Source organism: Corynebacterium sp. CQ3829_602738 (assembly GCF_054478435.1).
Genome location: NZ_CM137003.1, coordinates 1894387 through 1911130, shown reverse-complemented (window position 1 = coordinate 1911130; position 16744 = coordinate 1894387). Strand labels below are relative to the sequence as shown.

Genomic DNA, 16744 nt, shown 5'->3' with positions numbered 1-16744 from the left:
CTGGGGTTCGCGATCGCTGTGCAGTGTAACGCACGGCTAAAAGTCGAATCCCCCGAAGTCGAAGCCGCCGCCGTCGCCGAACCCGCCGAAGCCCCCGAAGTCGCCGCCGGCATCGCCCATGTCACCCATGTCGCCGGCGCCGTCCATGCCTTCCATACCGGCGCCGTCCATGCCGTCGCCAAGCCCGCCGGCCTCAAACGCCTCCGCCGAGGCCACACCGGCCATCCCGGCGAACATGGTGGAGTAGAACATCATGGAGCTTGCGGCCCATACACCGGTCATCATCGCCGGGCCCCACCACGCGGTGGAGTACCAGCCGGCCGGCACCGGGCGGCCCGCGACGGCGCCGCCGGGGTAGTAGTGCGGCGTCTGCGTGGTGGCGTGCGGCGACGCCATGACCTGCGTGCCGTCCTCCTGCGTGACGGTGCGCTGCTCGGTCACGCGACCTGCCTGGCGCTGGCCCTCCAGCTCCGGCAGCTGCGGGCCGGCGGGAAGCCCCATGATCTCGCGGGCCGCGTTGACGTAGTGCAGGCCCTCCAGCGCGGACTCGCGCGCGAGCATCGCTTGCTTGACAGAACGCGCCTCGCTCAGCCCGGCGGATGCCGCGTTGAAGCGCTCGGAGGCATCGGCCATCGCCTGCTGCGAGGCGGTGTCGTTGCCGGAGAGGTTCAGCACCTGCGAGCCCAAGCGGTCGGTCCACCGCTTGGCGTCGGCGTACGCGTCGTCGAAAGTCAGCTGCTGCTGCCTTGCCACCTGGCGCCGCGACTGGGGCATCTGCCGCTGCCCGCTCATACTCGACAACACCACCAACGCGCCGATCATCAAGAAAATGAGCAACAGGGTGAACATGACTCCTCCTAAAATTTCGTTCGTGTTTGGTTCAACGCATACGCCTGCGCTAAAGTTCCGCACAGCGCTGCAGATTTCGGCGCCTGGGAATGTCGTATAGTGGCTAATACCTCAGCCTTCCAAGCTGAAGACGCGGGTTCGATTCCCGTCATTCCCTCCACACATGACACCGGTTCCGGTTGCGGGGCCGGTGTTTTTGTGCCCTCAATGCGGACGGTGATTGAAGCACCGCTACAATGACTGTCCTGAACTACACACGTTCAACGAATGTGGTTCATACCGTGCGGTTTCACCGCAACGGGGCGTGGCGCAGCTTGGTAGCGCACCTGCTTTGGGAGCAGGGGGTCGCAGGTTCAAATCCTGTCGCCCCGACCAAGGCGGGCCCGTGGTTTCGCGGGCCCGCCACATATAAACATCTGACAAACGTTGTTTCGATCTAGTACAGGAGAAATCCGTGAAGACTTCCGTCGACAAGCTCAGCGACACCCGCGTGAAGCTCAACGTCAGCGTGCCGTTCGACGAGCTGGGCAAGGAGATTGACCAGGCCTACAAGGCCATCGCCCAGCAGGTCAACATCCCGGGCTTCCGTCGTGGCAAGGCTCCGCGCCAGCTCATCGACGCTCGCTTCGGCCGCGGCCCGATCCTGGAGCAGGTCGTCAACGACATGCTGCCGACCCGCTACGAGCAGGCCCTGGCGGAAAACGAGATCAACCCGCTCGGCCAGCCGGAGATCGAGATCACCAAGATCGAGGACAACGACGTCGTCGAGTTCACCGCCGAGGTCGACGTGCGCCCGGAGATCGAGGTGCCGGACTTCTCCAAGATCTCCGTGAAGGTTCCGGAGCTCAAGCTTGACGACGAAGCAGTCGACGCCGAGCTGGACACCCTCCGTGAACGCTTTGGTGAGCTCAAGGACACCAAGCGCAAGCTGAAGACCGACGACTACGCCATCATCGACCTCGAGGCCACCGTCGACGGCGAGAAGCTCGACGATGCTTCCGCCGAGGGCCTGACCTACCGCGTCGGCGCCGACGACCTGATGAAGGGCCTGGACACCGCGCTGCGCGGTCTGAAAACCGGCGAGGACGCAGAGTTCGAGTCCGAGATCCAGTACGGCGAGCACAAGGGCGAGAAGGCCACCGTGAAGGTCACCGTCCAGCAGACCAAGGAGCGCAAGCTGCCGGAGCTCGACGACGACTTCGCGCAGATGGCGTCCGAGTTCGACACCGTCGAGGAGCTGCGCAACTCCACCCGCGAGCAGGTTGAGGAGAACGCCAAGGCCAAGCAGGCCGCGGACATCCGCGACGAGGTGCTCAAGGTCGCCCTGGCAGAGTCCACGTTTGCCCTGCCGGAGTCCGTGGTGGACGAGCAGGTGCACAACCAGCTCCACCAGCTGCTGGGCCAGATGGCGCACGACGAGAACGCGTTCGCCCAGCTGCTCGAGGCGCAGGGCACGACCCGCGAGGAGTTTGACAAGCAGTCCCGCGAGCAGGCCGAAGAGTCCGTGCGCACCCAGCTGTTCCTCGACGCTGTGGCAGAGCAGGAGCAGCCGGAGGTCTCCCAGCAGGAGCTGACCGACCACATCCTGTTCACCGCGCAGTCCTACGGCATGGACCCGAACCAGTTTGTGGCTCAGCTGCAGCAGTCCGGCCAGATTGCCAACCTGTTCTCCGACGTGCGCCGTGGCAAGGCGCTGGCCATCGCCATCTCCCGCACCCAGGTCGAGGACGAGGCCGGCAACAAGGTCGACCCGAACGAGTACTTCGGCGAGATCGAAGAGGACGAGGCTGAAGAGTCCGACGAGAACTAAGCCGTTCTCTTAGCGGCCGGGGCATGGTGTTGCCCCGGCCGCTTTCGCGTTTTCTGGGCTCCTTCGCCAGATTTGTTCACTCCCACGGACCGTGCCGGTGAATGAATTCCGTTTTGGTCGGATGGTTTGTTCACTTTCCCCAGGTGGCATAAATCCCGGAACCCGGTTGATTCACGCCGCAGTGAACAAATCTCCCTGGGGGACCCCGGCCCCGACACTTCGCGGCGGAATCTGTCAGGCGGCCACGATAGCCCCAGGTCGCCGCAAACGCCCGCCGTAATCTGTCAGGAACCGGCCGCCGGCCACCCCAAAACCGGTCCGAACCGGCCCCAAACTTCCGCCCCGTACGCCGGTAGCGAACAGGCTCGGAGATACAGGACCTCGCGAGTAGGGTAGTGGCGTTACCGGATGAACTAGCAAAGGAGCGTCTGTTATGACTTCCCCGACCCAAGGCATGAACCTGGGAGACTCCGTTTATGAGCGTCTCCTCCGGGAGCGCATTATTTTCCTGGGCCAGCAGGTGGACGACGAGATCGCCAATAAGCTCTGCGCCCAGATTCTGCTGCTGTCGGCGGAGGATCCGACGCGCGACATCAACCTCTACATCAACTCGCCGGGCGGCTCCGTCACCGCCGGTATGGCGATTTACGACACGATGAAGTACTCCCCGTGCGACATCGCCACCTACGGCATGGGCCTGGCGGCGTCGATGGGCCAGTTCCTGCTCTCGGGCGGCACGAAGGGCAAGCGTTACGCCCTGCCGCACGCGCGCATTATGATGCACCAGCCGTCCGCAGGCGTCGGCGGCACGGCAGCCGACATCGCTATTCAGGCGGAGCAGTTCGCGGAGACGAAGCGCGAGATGGCGCAGCTCATCGCGGAGCACACGGGCCAGACCTTTGAGCAGATCACGAAGGATTCGGACCGTGATCGCTGGTTCAACGCTATGCAGGCGAAGGAGTACGGCATCGTGGACCACGTCATCGAGAACGCAGCCCAAGCCGGCGAGCACTCCATCGGCGAGAACTAAGGCACACGAGGAATTAAGGAGACACCCACTATGACTTTCCAGATGCCCAACTCCCGCTACGTGCTGCCGCAGTTTTTGGAGGAAACGAGCTTCGGCACGAAGCAGATCGACCCGTACGGCAAGCTGTTCGAGGAGCGCATCGTCTTCCTGGGCACCCAGGTGGATGACACGTCGGCGAACGACATCATGGCGCAGCTTCTGGTGCTGGAGTCCCAGGACCCGGACCGCGACATCACCATGTACATCAACTCCCCGGGCGGTTCCTTTACCGCGCTTATGGCTATCTACGACACGATGCAGTACGTCCGCCCGGACGTGCAGACTGTCTGCCTCGGTCAGGCCGCTTCTGCGGCCGCGGTGATCCTCGCCGCGGGTGCGCCGGGCAAGCGCGCCGCGCTGCCGAACTCGCGCGTGCTGATCCACCAGCCGGCGACCCAGGGCACCCAAGGTCAGGTGTCTGACCTGGAGATTCAGGCCGCGGAGATCGAGCGTATGCGCCGCCTCATGGAGGACACGCTCGCGCACCACACTGGCCGCACGTCGGAGCAGGTCCGCATTGATACGGACCGCGACAAGATCCTCACCGCCTCTGAGGCCGTGGAGTACGGGATCATCGACCAGGTCTTTGATTACCGCAAGCTCAACGGCTAAGTGCACAGAGAAAACGCGCCCGGTTCACTTCCGGGCGCGTTTTGCTTTGCGACGACCTCCGGTTACTCCGCTTCCTCCCCGGATGCCGGGTCGCAGAATGCCACGGCGTTGCGGATGGCCTCCGGCGCAGTTTCGAAGTCTTCGCGCGCCCAGCAGATGCCGCCATCGTCGGTGGTGACGGGGTCGACGGAGACCCAGCCCTGGCCCTTGGCGGCCCAGTAGTAGTCCTGGCCGTCGGAGGTGACGGTGCGGGCCCATTCGCGGTCGCAGAAGGTGCTGTACTCCTGGTTGCCGGACGCCGCACCCTGGGTGGGCCAGGCGCAGGTGGCGCCGGGGCGGTCGTCGACGATGGTTTCGCGCACCGGCTCCGGCTCACGCGCCGCGTTGTTGGAGTCGTTGGAGCTGCGCGACTCCGAGCGCTTGGAGCTGGACTTCGTTGAGGTGCGCGTGGACGACTTGGTCGACGAAGACGAGCTCGACGAGGACTTCTTCGCCGTGGTGGACGTGGAGGTGGTGGTTTCCTCATCCTCGTCGTCCTCGGTGGGCGTCGGCGTCGGGGTGGCGGTGGTGCTGGTCTGCGGGAAGTCCAGCGTGGGCTCCGCCAGGGGCTCTGCGTCCGCGCCGGAGTCCGAGCAACCGGTCAGCAGCGACGCGACGAGGGCGGCTGCGGCGAAGGCAGAAAGTGTGCGGCTGCGATTCACGGATCGGTTCCTTTCAGGGTGCTCAGCGTTGGGGCACCGGTGGGCACGATTGTTTAACGTGTACAGGCTAGCGGATTAGCTTCCAAGGAACCGCGTCAGTGCGGTGTTGAATTCTTCCGGGTTCTCTATGGCCACTTGGTGGGCGGCCGGGTCCACCACCACGGATTGGGACGGGCCGGCCACGCCGTCGGCGATCTCGGCAAGCTTCTCGGGCGGGCAGGTCGGGTCGGACGCGCCCGCGATGGTGAGCACCGGACAGGTGATCTTCCCCAGCTCGCCGGCGAAATCCCAGGTGGCGAGCGCGGTTCCGTTGTGGGCGTAGCCCTCGTCGTCGACGGAGTCGATCATGTCTGCCACGCGCTGCACCACCTCCGGGTGCTCCGCGCGGAAAGATTCTGTGAACCAGTTGCCCATCAGTGTGGGGGTCAGGCCGGAGGTGCCGTCGTGAAGCGCGGTGTTTATCTTTTGCTCCCATGCCTCCTCACCGCCGAGGAAGGTGGCGGTGGCGGCGAAGACGGCCTTGTCCACGCAGCCGCTGTTCGCGGCGAGCCACTGCGCGATCGCGCCGCCGAGGGAGACGCCGACGACGCTGAAGCGCTCCACGCCGAGCTCGTCGAGTGCGGCGAGGACGTCGCGGCCGAGCGTGCCCACCTCCGTGGGGCGCTCGGAGGGCACGCCGGAGCCGCCGTGGCCGCGGTGGTCGACGGTGATCACGCGGTAGCCGGAAAGCGCGGGGATGACCTCGGACCACGCGTCAGAGGTGGTGGCGATGGAGCTGAGCAGCACCACCGCTTCGCCGTTGGGGGTGCCGAATTCTTGCGTGTGAAGAAACGTCATGGGCCCCATTTTCGCACGCGCGCGACAGTTGTGTCGGCGCGGCGGGTACGGTTTGACGCAAGCATTACACTCGGTGGGGATTGACCGAAGACGGGAGTAGATAGGCGCATATGGCAACTACGCACGACAGCGCGAACCTGCTCAAGTGCTCTTTCTGTGGGAAGAGCCAGCAGCAGGTGCGCAAGCTCATCGCCGGCGGCGGCGTCTACATCTGCGACGAGTGCATCGAGCTGTGCAACGAGATCATTGAGGAAGAGCTCGCCGGCGCGCAGAAATCCCAGGACGCGGACGACCCGGACCGCCTGCCGCGCCCGAGCGAGATCACGGCGTTTTTGGACGAGTACGTCATCGGACAGGACACCGCGAAGAAGACCCTGGCTGTGGCGGTGTACAACCACTACAAGCGCATCAAGGCCGAGACGTCCAACGTGTCCAGCCGCAAGCGCGACGAGGACGTGGAGATCGCCAAGTCCAACATCCTCCTGCTCGGCCCCACCGGCTCCGGCAAGACCTACCTGGCGCAAACGCTGGCGCGCATGCTCAACGTCCCGTTCGCCATCGCGGACGCCACCAGCCTCACCGAAGCCGGCTACGTCGGCGAAGACGTGGAGAACATCCTGCTGAAGCTTTTGCAGGCGGCGGATTTCGACGTCAACCGCGCCCAGCACGGCATCATCTACGTCGATGAGGTGGACAAGATCTCGCGAAAGTCCGAGAACCCGTCCATTACCCGCGACGTCTCCGGCGAGGGTGTGCAGCAGGCCCTGCTGAAGATTCTGGAGGGCACCACCGCGTCCGTGCCGCCGCAGGGCGGGCGCAAGCACCCGAACCAGGAGTTCATCCAGGTGGACACCACGAACATCCTGTTCATCGTGGCAGGTGCTTTCGCTGGCCTGGACAAGGTGGTCGCGGAGCGCGTGGGCAAGAAGGGCATCGGCTTCGGCGCGGAGATCGACTCGAAGGAGCAGCGCGACGAGGCGGACCTGCTGGCCCAGGTGCAGCCGGGCGATTTGGTCAAGTTCGGCCTGATCCCCGAGTTCATCGGCCGCCTGCCCATCCTCGCGCACGTGAACGACCTAGACCGTGATTCGATGAAGCGCGTGCTTACGGAGCCGAAGAACTCGCTGGTCAAGCAGTACCAGCGCCTGTTCGCCATGGACGGCGCGGAGCTGACCGTCACCGACGGGGCGCTCGGCGTGATCGCCGATAAGGCGGCGGAGCGCAAGACCGGCGCCCGCGGCCTGCGCGCGATCATGGAGGAGCTGCTCGTGCCCATCATGTACGAGCTGCCGGACCGCGAGAACGTCGCCGAGGTTGTCGTCGACGAGGCTGTGGCGCTCGGCACGGAGGAGCCGAAGTACATCGAGGCCGAAGAAAAGCAGTCTGCTTAACGACGGGCCATTAGACGATCCAGCCTTCGTCGCCGTAGATATCGAATAGCTCGTCCGGCTCCGCGTCCTCGGCGGGTGCCGGGGCGGCCTCCAGGTAGGACTCGTAGCCGGAGTACGAGATGTTGGAGGTCAAAAACGCCAGCACGGCGTCGATGACCATGCGGCGCATGCCGTCGACGTTGCGGCGGCTTTCCGCGTCCACGCCGAAGACGTGCTTGGCGGTGGCGGCGTTGCCGACACGGTAGAAGCACAGCGAGGAAATCAGGGCGAGCAGGTCAACTGCGGTGATGCCGGGGCGGAAGGCGCCGGCGTCCTGGCCGGCGAGGAGGAGCCGTTCGGCGTGCAGGCTCACCTCGCGCACGCCGGCGAGCATTGACGCGTCCTCCGCCTTAACTTCTGGGTCCAGGTTTTCGCGCAGCACCAGGCGGGTGGCGTCCGGGTTGTGCAAAAACGCGTGGTAGAGCGCGTCGACGAAACGCCGCATGCCTTCCACCGGCACGGCGTGGGAGCGGTTGAGGATGTTCTCCGGCGGGGTCAGCTGCTCCAGCGCGAGGCGCAAGGTGGCGTGGTAGAGGCCGCGCTTGTCGCCGAAGTGGTAGTGGATCATGCGTTTGGTCATGCCGGTTTTCTTGGCCAGCGTTTCCACCTTCACGCCGGAGTATCCTTTGCGGGCGAATGCCCCCAGCGCTGCGCGGACCACCGCGTCGGGGGAGGGCGCGCCGGAAGTTGCGTCGTCGACAACGTCGGTCACGTCCGTCCCCTTTCTGCTCGAAATACCCCTCAATCGTGCACTAGATGTCCGCTCCCGGACGCATAGCGCTGAATTTCTGCCCCGGCTGGGGGTAGGTTACTGTGAGGCAACACACAAACGTTTCGATCGAAGGAGTAAGACACATGACAAAGATTGTGGTCACGGGCGCTGCGGGAAACATCGCCTACTCCCTGTTGTGGCGCATCGCCGCCGGCGACGTGTTCGGCGACGAGCCGGTGGACCTGACCCTGCTGGAGATCCCGGACGCCGTGCGCGCCGCCGAGGGCACGGCGATGGAGCTCGCCGATTCTGCGCTGCCGCTGGTCAACTCCATCGAGGTCACCGACGACGCGACGAAGGCTTTCGACGGCGCCGAGGCCGCGTTTTTGGTGGGCGCGAAGCCGCGCGGCAAGGGCGAGTCGCGGGCGGACATGCTCGCCGCTAACGGGAAGATCTTCATCGGCCAGGGCGAGGCCATCAATAACGGTGCGGCGGACAACGTCCGCGTGCTGGTGGTGGGCAACCCGGCCAACACCAACGCCTACATCGCCTCCAAGGCAGCGCCCGACGTGCCCAAGGACCGCTTCAACGCGCTGATGCGCCTGGACCACAACCGGGCGCAATCGATGTTGGCGGACCGCGTGGGGTGCCCGTCGAGAAGCATTGAGCGCCTCGTGGTGTGGGGCAACCACTCCGACACCCAGTTCCCGGACATCACCTACGCCACCGCGGACGGTAAGCCGGTGGAGGTGGACCGCGAGTGGTACACCGGCGAGTTCATCCCGCGCGTGGCCAAGCGCGGCGCCGAGATCATCGACGTGCGCGGCAAGTCCTCGGCCGCCTCCGCGGCGTCGGCGTCCGTGGACCACATGCGCGATTGGGTGCAGGGCACCGGGGAGCGGTGGGCGACGGTGGCGTTGCCGTCGACAGGCGAATACGGCGTGGACGAAGGCCTGGTCTTCGGCTTCCCGGCCGTAAGTGACGGCAGCTGGCGTCTCGTCGAGGGGCTCGAGCTTTCCGACGACCAAAGGACCCGCATCGACGCCAACATCGAGGCCCTGCGTGAGGAAGCCGCCATCGCCGACAAGCTGTTTTAGGGCGCTGGTTAAGATAGGGCGCGTGACTCAGAACGATCTTGCGAACGACCTGCCCAAGTCGTGGGAACCCAGCGCCCACGAACGCGACCTGTACGAAGGTTGGGTAGACGCCGGTTACTTCACGGCGGACCCGGCCTCGGACAAGCCCGCGTACTCGATCGTGCTGCCGCCGCCGAACGTGACCGGCCAGCTGCACATGGGCCACGCCCTCGACCACACCCTGATGGATTCCCTGGTGCGCCGCAAGCGCATGCAGGGCTACGAGGTGCTGTGGCTGCCGGGCATGGACCACGCGGGCATCGCCACCCAGACCAAGGTGGAAGCCAAGCTCAAGGCGGAAGAGGGCAAGGACCGCTACGACTACGGGCGCGAGGAGTTCATCGAGCGCGTGTGGGAGTGGAAGGAGCAGTACGGCGGCACGATCACCACGCAGATGCGCGCCATCGGCGACTCGGTGGATTGGTCGCGGGAGCGCTTCACGCTTGACGACGGCCTGTCGCGCGCCGTGCAGACCATCTTCAAGCAGCTCTACGACCGCGGCCTGGTCTACCGCGACTACCGCCTGGTCAACTGGTCGCCGGTGCTGGAAACGGCCGTCTCCGACATCGAGGTGGTGTACAAGGACGTCGAGGGCGAGTTCGTCTCCATCCGCTACGGCTCGCTGAACGACGACGAGCCGCACCTGGTCGTGGCCACCACCCGTGTGGAAACAATGCTTGGCGACGTCGCGATCGCCGTCCACCCCGACGACGAGCGCTACGCCGACCTGATCGGCCAGGTTTTCCCGCACCCGCTGCGCGACGACCTGCAAATTGAGGTCATCGCCGACGACTACGTGGACATGGAACTGGGCACGGGTGCCGTGAAGATCACCCCGGCGCACGACCCGAACGACTACGAGATGGGCCTGCGCCACAACCTGGACATGCCGATCATCATGGACGAGAAGGGCCGCATCGCCGATACCGGCACCCGCTTCGACGGCATGACGCGCGAGGACGCCCGCGTGGCCGTGCGCGAGGCGCTGGCGGAGCAGGGCCGCATTGTCAAGGAGGTGCGCCCGTACGTGCACTCCGTGGGCCACTCGGAGCGCTCCGGCGAGCCGATTGAGCCGCGGTTGTCCCTGCAGTGGTTTGTCAAGGTCGACGAGTTGGCGAAGATGTCCGGCGACGCGGTGCGCGAAGGCGACACCAAGATCCACCCGGAATCCATGGAGAAGCGCTACTTCGACTGGGTGGACAACATGCACGACTGGACGATCTCGCGCCAGCTGTGGTGGGGCCACCGCATCCCGATCTGGTACGGCCCGGAGGACGAAAATGGCAACCGCGACGTCGTCTGCGTCGGCCCAGACGAGGAGCCGCCGGCAGGCTACGAGCAGGACCCGGACGTGCTGGACACCTGGTTCTCGTCCGCCCTGTGGCCGTTTTCCACCATGGGCTGGCCGGAGAAGACCCCGGAGCTGGAGAAGTTCTTCCCCACCACGGTGCTGGTCACCGCGTACGACATCCTGTTCTTCTGGGTGGCGCGCATGATGATGTTCGGCACCTTCGCTGGCCAGGAAACCCCGGAGATCCTGGGGGAGGGCGTAGACGGCCGCCCGCAGATCCCATTCGAGCACCTGTACCTGCACGGCCTGGTGCGCGACGAAAAGGGCCGCAAGATGTCCAAGTCCCTGGGCAACGGCATCGACCCGATGGACTGGGTGGAGCAGTACGGCGCGGACGCGCTGCGCTTCGCCCTGGCCCGCGGTGCGAACCCTGGCGTGGACCTGCCGATCGGCGACGACCACGCCACCGCCGCCCGCAACTTCGCTACCAAGCTGTTCAACGCCACCAAGTTCGCGCTGATGAACGGCGCGCACGTCGGCGAGTTGCCGGCCCGCGAGACGCTCACGGACGCGGACCGCTGGATCCTGGACCGCGCTGAGGAAGTCCGCGCCAAGGTGGACGCCTACCTGGATGACTACCAGTTTGCCAAGGCCAACGAGCTGCTCTACCACTTCGCGTGGGACGAGTTGTGCGACTGGTACCTGGAGATCGCCAAGACCCAGATTCCACGGGACGGCGAGAGCGAGCAGGGGGAAACCACCAAGGTCGTGCTCGGCCGCGTCCTCGACGTCGTGCTGCGCCTTTTGCACCCCACCATGCCGTTTGTCACCGAGGTGCTGTGGAAGGCGCTCACCGGCGAGGAGACCGTCACCATCGCGCCGTGGCCGACCGCGGACGACACCAACAGCGGCGCCGAGACCGACACGAAGGCCCGCACCCGCGTCGAGGACGCGATCAAGCTCATCACCGAGCTGCGCCGCTTCCGCTCCGACCAGGGCGTCAAGCCCTCGCAGAAGGTGCCGGCGCGCGTGGACTTCGCGTCCGCGGACCTGGCGGAGCTCGAAGACGTGGTCCGCCAGATTGCCAGGGTGGAGGAGCCGGGGGAGGACTTTAGTGCGTCGGCAAGCATTGAAATGCGCCTGAGCCAAGCCAACCTCGACGTCGCGCTGGACACCTCCGGCACCGTGGATGTCGCCGCGGAGCGCAAGCGCCTGGAAAAGGAGCTCGCCGCGGCGCAGAAGGAGCTGGACACCACAGGCGGCAAGCTCGCCAACGAGCAGTTCCTGGCCAACGCGCCGGAGCAGGTTGTGGAGAAGATCAAGGTCCGCCAGCAGGTCGCGCAGGAAGAGTTCGAGCGCGTCACCGCACGCCTGGAACAGCTGCCGGAGGCCTAAGTGGCAGACAACGATTTCGAGCTGCCCGAACTTCCGGAGCAGTACGACATCCAGCAGACCGACACTGGCCTGACGCTCAACCTCGGCGCGCCGGGGGAGGGCAACGACACCGACGCGCTCGCCCCGCGCGGCGTGAGCGAGGAAGACCTCGTCGCGCTCGCGCAGGTGGAAGCGGAGCTCACCGCCCGCTGGCCGGAGACGGACATCGATCCGTCGCTGGAGCGCATCGAGCTGCTCATGGACTTTCTCGGCGAGCCGCAGAAGTCCTTCAAGGTCATCCACATCGCCGGCACCAACGGCAAAACGTCCACGGTGCGGATGGTGGAGTCGCTGCTGCGCTCGTTTGGCAACCGCGTGGGCCGCACGACCAGCCCGCACCTGCAGTCCGTCACCGAGCGCATCGGCATCGACGGCGAGCCGATCCACCCGGCGGATTTCGTGCGCATCTACCGCGAGATCGAGCCGTACATCCAGATGGTGGACGAGCGCACCGGTGTGCCCATGAGCTACTTCGAGGTCATGGTGGGCCTCGCGTTCGCCGCGTTTGCGGATGCGCCTGTCGACGTCGCCGTGGTCGAAGTCGGCATGGGCGGCACCTGGGACGCCACAAACGTGGTCGACGCGGACGTGGACGTGATCATGCCCGTCGGCCTGGACCACACCGCCTACCTGGGCGACACGATCGGGGAGATCGCCGGCGAGAAGGCCGGGATTATCCGCAGCGCGGATGCCGTGGCCGTGATCGGCCAGCAGGACCCGGACGCGATGCGCGTGATCCTGGAGCGCACCGTGGAAATCGGCGCGCCGGTGGCCCGCTTCGGCCAGGAGTTCGGCGTGGCCGCCTCCGAGGTGGCCGTGGGCGGGCAGACGCTCACGCTGAAGGGCCTGTCCGGCGAGTACCCGGAGGTGTTCCTCCCGCTGTCCGGCCCGCACCAGGCCCACAACGCTTCGGTGGCGCTGGCGGCGGTGGAGGCGTTCCTCGGCGCGTCGTCGGAACGCACGCTCGACGCGGACACCGTGCGCGAGGGCTTCGCCGCCACCACCTCGCCGGGCCGGCTGGAGCGCGTGCGCGCCACCCCGACCACCTTCATCGACGCCACCCACAACCCGCACGGCGCCCAGGCGCTCGCGGCGGCGCTGGAGCGCGACTTCGACTTCACGCGCCTGATCGGCGTGCTGGGCATCTTGGGCGACAAGGACGCCCGGGGCATCATGGAGGCGCTCGAGCCCGTGCTCACCGAGGTCGTGATCACGCAGAACAGCTCCCCGCGCGCCACGGACGCCTACGAACTGGCCGAAACCGCCCGCGAGGTTTTCGGCGACGAGCGCGTGCACGTCGAGGAGCACCTGCCGTCCGCCTACGAGCTCGCCGTGGAGCTGGCCGAAGAAGCGCTCGCTGAGGTGGGCGTGCAGTCCGGCTCCGGCGTGATTATCACCGGCTCGGTGGTCACCGCCGGCGAGGCCCGCGCCATGTTTGGAAAGGACCCGCAATGACACCCAAAAAGCAGCAGATGGGCCCGCTCGGCCCCGGCAAGGCGCCCGTCAAGGACCCGATGTCGGGGCTGACCGGCGTGCTCGCCGGCACGCTGATCATGGAGGCCATCACGGTCCTGCTCATCCTCACCGTCATCCTGAAAGTCGACGGCGGCGAGCACTGGACCACCTTCAACTGGGTCTACGTCACCGTCATCGGACTGGCGCATGTGGTGATGGCGTTCTTCCAGAAGAAGCCGGCCGCGCTGTGGATCGACCTGGCGCTGCAGATCCCGCTGATCTTCGGCTTCTTCATCCACTGGTCCGTTACGGCCGTGGGCATCATCTTCGGCATCGTCTGGTACTTCGTCATCCGCATGCGCTCCGAGATTGTCCAGCGCATGCGCGGCGGCTACCTCACCACCCAGCACTTGGGCACTTAAAGGTCCTTGCGCAAAATTTTGCCGGCGGCGTTGCGGGGGATCGCCTCCACGAACGCCACGGCGCGCACCTTTTTGTAGGCGGTCACGCGCGCCGCAACCCACTCCATCAATTGCGCCTCATCTAAAAGCCCTTGCTTTACGACGAAAGCCTTCGGCACGCCGCCGCGCTCGGCCACAGCCACATCATCGATCTGCGGGTGCGTGAGCATGAGCGCCTCGAGCTCGGCCGGGGCGATCTGGAACCCGTGGTACTTGAACACGTCTTTGGCGCGGTCCACGACCGTGACCGTGGCGTCCGGGTTCACCCGCGCGATGTCGCCGGTGCGCAGCCAGCCGCCGACGATGGCGTTGCGGGTGGCCTCTGGGTTGTGCAGGTAGCCGCGCATGACCTGGGGGCCGCGGACGTGCAGCTCGCCGTCGTGGCCGTCGGGAAGTTCAGCGCCGGTGCCTAAGTCCACCACGCGGAATTCGGTGTTGGGGATGGCGAAGCCGATGGTGCCCGGGTTGGATCTGCCGGCGATGCCGACATGGGTCACCGGCGAGGACTCGGTGGTGCCGTAGCCCTGCAGCATGACCGTGCCGAGGCGGTCCTCCACGCGGCGCGCCAGCGCCTCGTCCAAGGGGGCGGCGCCGCAGACCATGTGGGCGCAGGCGGCGAAATCGGCCGGGTCGATGGCAGGCGAGTTCGCCAGCGCCAGCGCGATCGGCGGAGCGATGAAGCTCAGCTCGATGGCGTACTCGCGGTGGGCGCGCGCGAACTCGGCGAGGTCGAAGCGCGCGGCGGTGAACACGTGCCGGCCCGCGGCCAGCGACGACAGCAGCAGCGTGTTCAGCCCGTAGATGTGGGAAAACGGCAGGGGAGCGGCCACGCGGGTGCCCGCGCCGATGCCGCTGGCGGCCAGCGCCGCGTTGAATTGCACCGCGTTGGCGGTAATCGAGTGATGCGTCAGCTCCACTCCCTTGGGCAGGCCGGTGGTGCCGGAGGAAAACGGGATGGCGGCCACCGAGTCCGGGTCCGCCGGCGCGAACGCGTCGGCGGGCCCGGGGGCGAGATCGTCCGGCTCGATTCGGTGGGTGGTGCCGGCGAGGGTGGCAAGGCGGGACGCTTCGGCGTCGATAAGCGAATGCCCGACAAGGCAGGCCGCCGCCCCCGTGCGCGAAACGGCGAGCAGGGCGACCGCGAAGTCGATGGAGTTGGGCAGGCGCAGCTCAACGACGCTTCCCGGCCCCACGCCGCGGCGACGCAGGCGGGTGGCGGCGGCGTCCGCGAGTGCGCCCAGCTCGTCGTAGGTGACGGTGCGGCCGGTGTCGTACTCCGTGACGGCGGGCAGGCCGCTGCGCGGGACCAGGCGATCGAGCGAAACATCAGGCAGCGCGACATCCGGCAGGGGAGAGCTGTGCACCATGGGCAACAAGGCTACGGTATGGCCCATGCGCATCGTGAGTTTTGCCCTGGCCGCCGTGTTCTCCATCGTCGCGGTGGTTACTGTCTACACCACCCTGCCCGGGTGGGTGGGCACCGCGGCGATCGTCGCCGCCGGGCTGTTTTTGGTGCTCGGGTTCTACGAGCAATACACGCGCCGCGAGGAGATTGCGCCCGAGCTTGACGACGAGCAGCGAGCCACCGTCAACCGCATGAAGGCGGAGGGGAACTTCCAGCTGGCGGTGCAGCAGGTGCAGCTGTGGTTCCGCAACACCACGCCGGAAGACGCGGCGCGCATCGTGCGCGAGGCTTAACCACGACTTTGGGGTAAGATTTTGGGCTATGACTGAACGTACTCTGATCCTGATCAAGCCCGACGGTGTTGCAAACGGCCACGTCGGCGACATCATCTCCCGCATCGAGCGCAAGGGCCTGAAGCTGGTGGAGCTGGACCTGCGCACCGCAGACCGCGAGACCGCTGAGAAGCACTACGCAGAGCACAAGGACAAGCCGTTCTTCGGCGAGTTGGTGGACTTCATCACCTCCGCTCCGCTGGTCGCCGGCATCGTCGAGGGCGAGCGCGCCATCGAGGCGTGGCGCCAGCTGGCTGGCGGCACCGACCCGGTTGCCAAGGCCACCCCGGGCACCATCCGCGGCGACTTCGCCCTGTCCGTGGCGGAGAACGTCGTTCACGGTTCGGACTCGCCGGAGTCCGCCGAGCGCGAGATCGGCATTTGGTTCCCGAACCTCTAAGTGCACGTAGCCAACACCGCAGCCACCCGGCTGCGGTGTTTTTCACGCCTTGGGCGGGGGGAATTAAAATCACGCGGGATCAATTGTTGTATAAATAGAGTCGCATGTAATCCGCATAGTGAGAAAGGGAGATGGTGGTGGCATCTCGCAGCGAACAGGCACGAGCGGTGGAGAAGCGCTCTGCGATCCTGGATGCGGCGATCGGTCTGCTGCTTTCGGAGGGACTCAAAGGGGTGACGCACCGCCAGGTCGCTGCGGCGGCGTCGGTGCCGGTGGGATCCATCGGCTACTACTACTCCACGCGCGACAAACTTGTGGCTACCTGCTTCGAACGGCTGGAGCAGGGCCGCCGTGACGCGTTCGAACGCGCAACCGCCGAGGGTGAGGCGTTGACAGACCCTGTGAACCTGGCGGAGGCGGCCGTCGCGGTGGTGACGTGCGGCCAGCCGGAGCGGGCGCGCGCCGTGATCTCAGCGTTTGTGGAGGCGCAGCGCGAAACCGGCGAGGTCGGCGACTTTGTCGGCCGCACCCTCAGCGAACTGAAGGAGCTCATCTCCCAGCTGCTGCAGCGCGCCGGCGTGGATTTCAACGCCGCGCGTGTGCTGCAGATCGTGGTGGGCACCGCACTGACTGAATCCCACGAGAACGCCCCCGTGGCCGCGGTGGCCGACCTTCTGCGACTGGCCGAGAAGTAAACACTGCCCCGCTGTGCCACAATGGGGAGCGCAAGCGCCGCGACGCGACGCTAAGAAACTTTCACATGTACCGCACCGTGGGGTTCGCCGCGCGGCCGCTTCGGCACCGTTTTGC

The 16744-nt window shown here is 66.2% G+C and carries 16 protein-coding genes and 2 tRNA genes; 13 read left to right on the top strand and 5 right to left on the bottom strand.

The genetic code is table 11. The features are described 5' to 3' along the window. Positions 1–36 precede the first annotated feature (36 nt). Entirely contained in the window at positions 37–849 is an 813-nt protein-coding gene (locus ACX1NL_RS09200) for a DUF1542 domain-containing protein (protein ID WP_458897977.1), read from the bottom strand. Positions 850–934: 85 nt separating this feature from the next. On the opposite strand from ACX1NL_RS09200, the gene ACX1NL_RS09195 reads away from it, so the two are divergent. The 5 genes from ACX1NL_RS09195 (at position 935) to ACX1NL_RS09175 (ending at position 4340) form a co-directional block, all read left to right on the top strand. Then, positions 935–1009 (top strand) — tRNA-Gly (locus ACX1NL_RS09195). Positions 1010–1147: 138 nt separating this feature from the next. Then, a tRNA-Pro gene (locus ACX1NL_RS09190) sits at positions 1148–1224 on the top strand. Positions 1225–1303: 79 nt separating this feature from the next. After that, positions 1304–2659 carry a trigger factor gene (gene tig, locus ACX1NL_RS09185; RefSeq protein ID WP_458897976.1) on the top strand — a complete coding sequence of 452 codons (1356 nt, stop codon included), beginning with the start codon at positions 1304–1306 and terminating at the stop codon, positions 2657–2659. A 433-nt stretch (positions 2660–3092) separates the two neighbouring features. Next, positions 3093–3689 (top strand): ATP-dependent Clp protease proteolytic subunit, encoded by a 597-nt coding sequence (locus tag ACX1NL_RS09180; protein WP_181888944.1) that lies wholly within the window; start codon positions 3093–3095, stop codon positions 3687–3689. A 30-nt stretch (positions 3690–3719) separates the two neighbouring features. Next, positions 3720–4340 carry an ATP-dependent Clp protease proteolytic subunit gene (locus tag ACX1NL_RS09175; RefSeq protein WP_181888943.1) on the top strand — a complete coding sequence of 207 codons (621 nt, stop codon included), beginning with the start codon at positions 3720–3722 and terminating at the stop codon, positions 4338–4340. Between the two features lie 62 nt (positions 4341–4402). Here ACX1NL_RS09175 and ACX1NL_RS09170 read toward each other — a convergent pair whose 3' ends face one another. Together ACX1NL_RS09170 and ACX1NL_RS09165 are read right to left on the bottom strand one after the other, a co-directional pair. Further along, a complete protein-coding gene (locus ACX1NL_RS09170; protein ID WP_239356609.1) occupies positions 4403–5041 on the bottom strand; it encodes a hypothetical protein in 639 nt (212 codons plus the stop codon). Between the two features lie 75 nt (positions 5042–5116). Further along, positions 5117–5878 carry an alpha/beta fold hydrolase gene (locus tag ACX1NL_RS09165; RefSeq protein ID WP_458897975.1) on the bottom strand — a complete coding sequence of 254 codons (762 nt, stop codon included), beginning with the start codon at positions 5876–5878 and terminating at the stop codon, positions 5117–5119. Between the two features lie 110 nt (positions 5879–5988). On the opposite strand from ACX1NL_RS09165, the gene clpX reads away from it, so the two are divergent. Next, positions 5989–7269 (top strand): ATP-dependent Clp protease ATP-binding subunit ClpX, encoded by a 1281-nt coding sequence (gene clpX / locus ACX1NL_RS09160; RefSeq protein ID WP_458897974.1) that lies wholly within the window; start codon positions 5989–5991, stop codon positions 7267–7269. Between the two features lie 10 nt (positions 7270–7279). Here the strand turns inward: clpX and ACX1NL_RS09155 are convergent, their stop codons facing one another. Further along, positions 7280–8020 (bottom strand): TetR/AcrR family transcriptional regulator, encoded by a 741-nt coding sequence (locus ACX1NL_RS09155; RefSeq protein WP_311390457.1) that lies wholly within the window; start codon positions 8018–8020, stop codon positions 7280–7282. 143 nt (positions 8021–8163) lie between these two features. Between ACX1NL_RS09155 and ACX1NL_RS09150 the strand changes: the two genes are divergently transcribed. The 4 genes from ACX1NL_RS09150 to ACX1NL_RS09135 are packed head-to-tail and all read left to right on the top strand — an operon-like array spanning position 8164 to position 13758. Continuing rightward, a complete protein-coding gene (locus ACX1NL_RS09150) occupies positions 8164–9117 on the top strand; it encodes a malate dehydrogenase (protein WP_458897973.1) in 954 nt (317 codons plus the stop codon). Positions 9118–9139: 22 nt separating this feature from the next. After that, positions 9140–11842 (top strand): valine--tRNA ligase, encoded by a 2703-nt coding sequence (locus tag ACX1NL_RS09145; RefSeq protein WP_458897972.1) that lies wholly within the window; start codon positions 9140–9142, stop codon positions 11840–11842. After that, positions 11843–13336: a bifunctional tetrahydrofolate synthase/dihydrofolate synthase gene (gene folC, locus ACX1NL_RS09140; protein WP_311390145.1), complete on the top strand. Its 1494-nt coding sequence runs from the start codon at positions 11843–11845 to the stop codon at positions 13334–13336. Further along, positions 13333–13758, top strand: coding sequence for a DUF4233 domain-containing protein (locus ACX1NL_RS09135; RefSeq protein ID WP_181888936.1), 426 nt, complete (start codon positions 13333–13335; stop codon positions 13756–13758). Before folC ends, ACX1NL_RS09135 begins: the two co-directional genes overlap by 4 nt. Here ACX1NL_RS09135 and ACX1NL_RS09130 read toward each other — a convergent pair. Continuing rightward, the gene (locus ACX1NL_RS09130; RefSeq protein ID WP_458897971.1) at positions 13755–15164 is read right to left on the bottom strand and encodes an AMP-binding protein; all 1410 of its coding nucleotides are present in this window, start codon (positions 15162–15164) and stop codon (positions 13755–13757) included. The genes ACX1NL_RS09135 and ACX1NL_RS09130 overlap by 4 nt on opposite strands. 25 nt (positions 15165–15189) lie before the next feature. On the opposite strand from ACX1NL_RS09130, the gene ACX1NL_RS09125 reads away from it, so the two are divergent. From ACX1NL_RS09125 to ACX1NL_RS09115, 3 genes are all read left to right on the top strand, one after another. Beyond that, positions 15190–15495 (top strand): hypothetical protein, encoded by a 306-nt coding sequence (locus ACX1NL_RS09125; RefSeq protein WP_269511183.1) that lies wholly within the window; start codon positions 15190–15192, stop codon positions 15493–15495. A gap of 28 nt (positions 15496–15523) precedes the next feature. Further along, positions 15524–15934 (top strand): nucleoside-diphosphate kinase, encoded by a 411-nt coding sequence (gene ndk / locus ACX1NL_RS09120; protein WP_034998207.1) that lies wholly within the window; start codon positions 15524–15526, stop codon positions 15932–15934. Positions 15935–16071: 137 nt separating this feature from the next. Beyond that, a complete protein-coding gene (locus tag ACX1NL_RS09115; RefSeq protein ID WP_181888934.1) occupies positions 16072–16629 on the top strand; it encodes a TetR family transcriptional regulator in 558 nt (185 codons plus the stop codon). Positions 16630–16744: the final 115 nt, after the last annotated feature.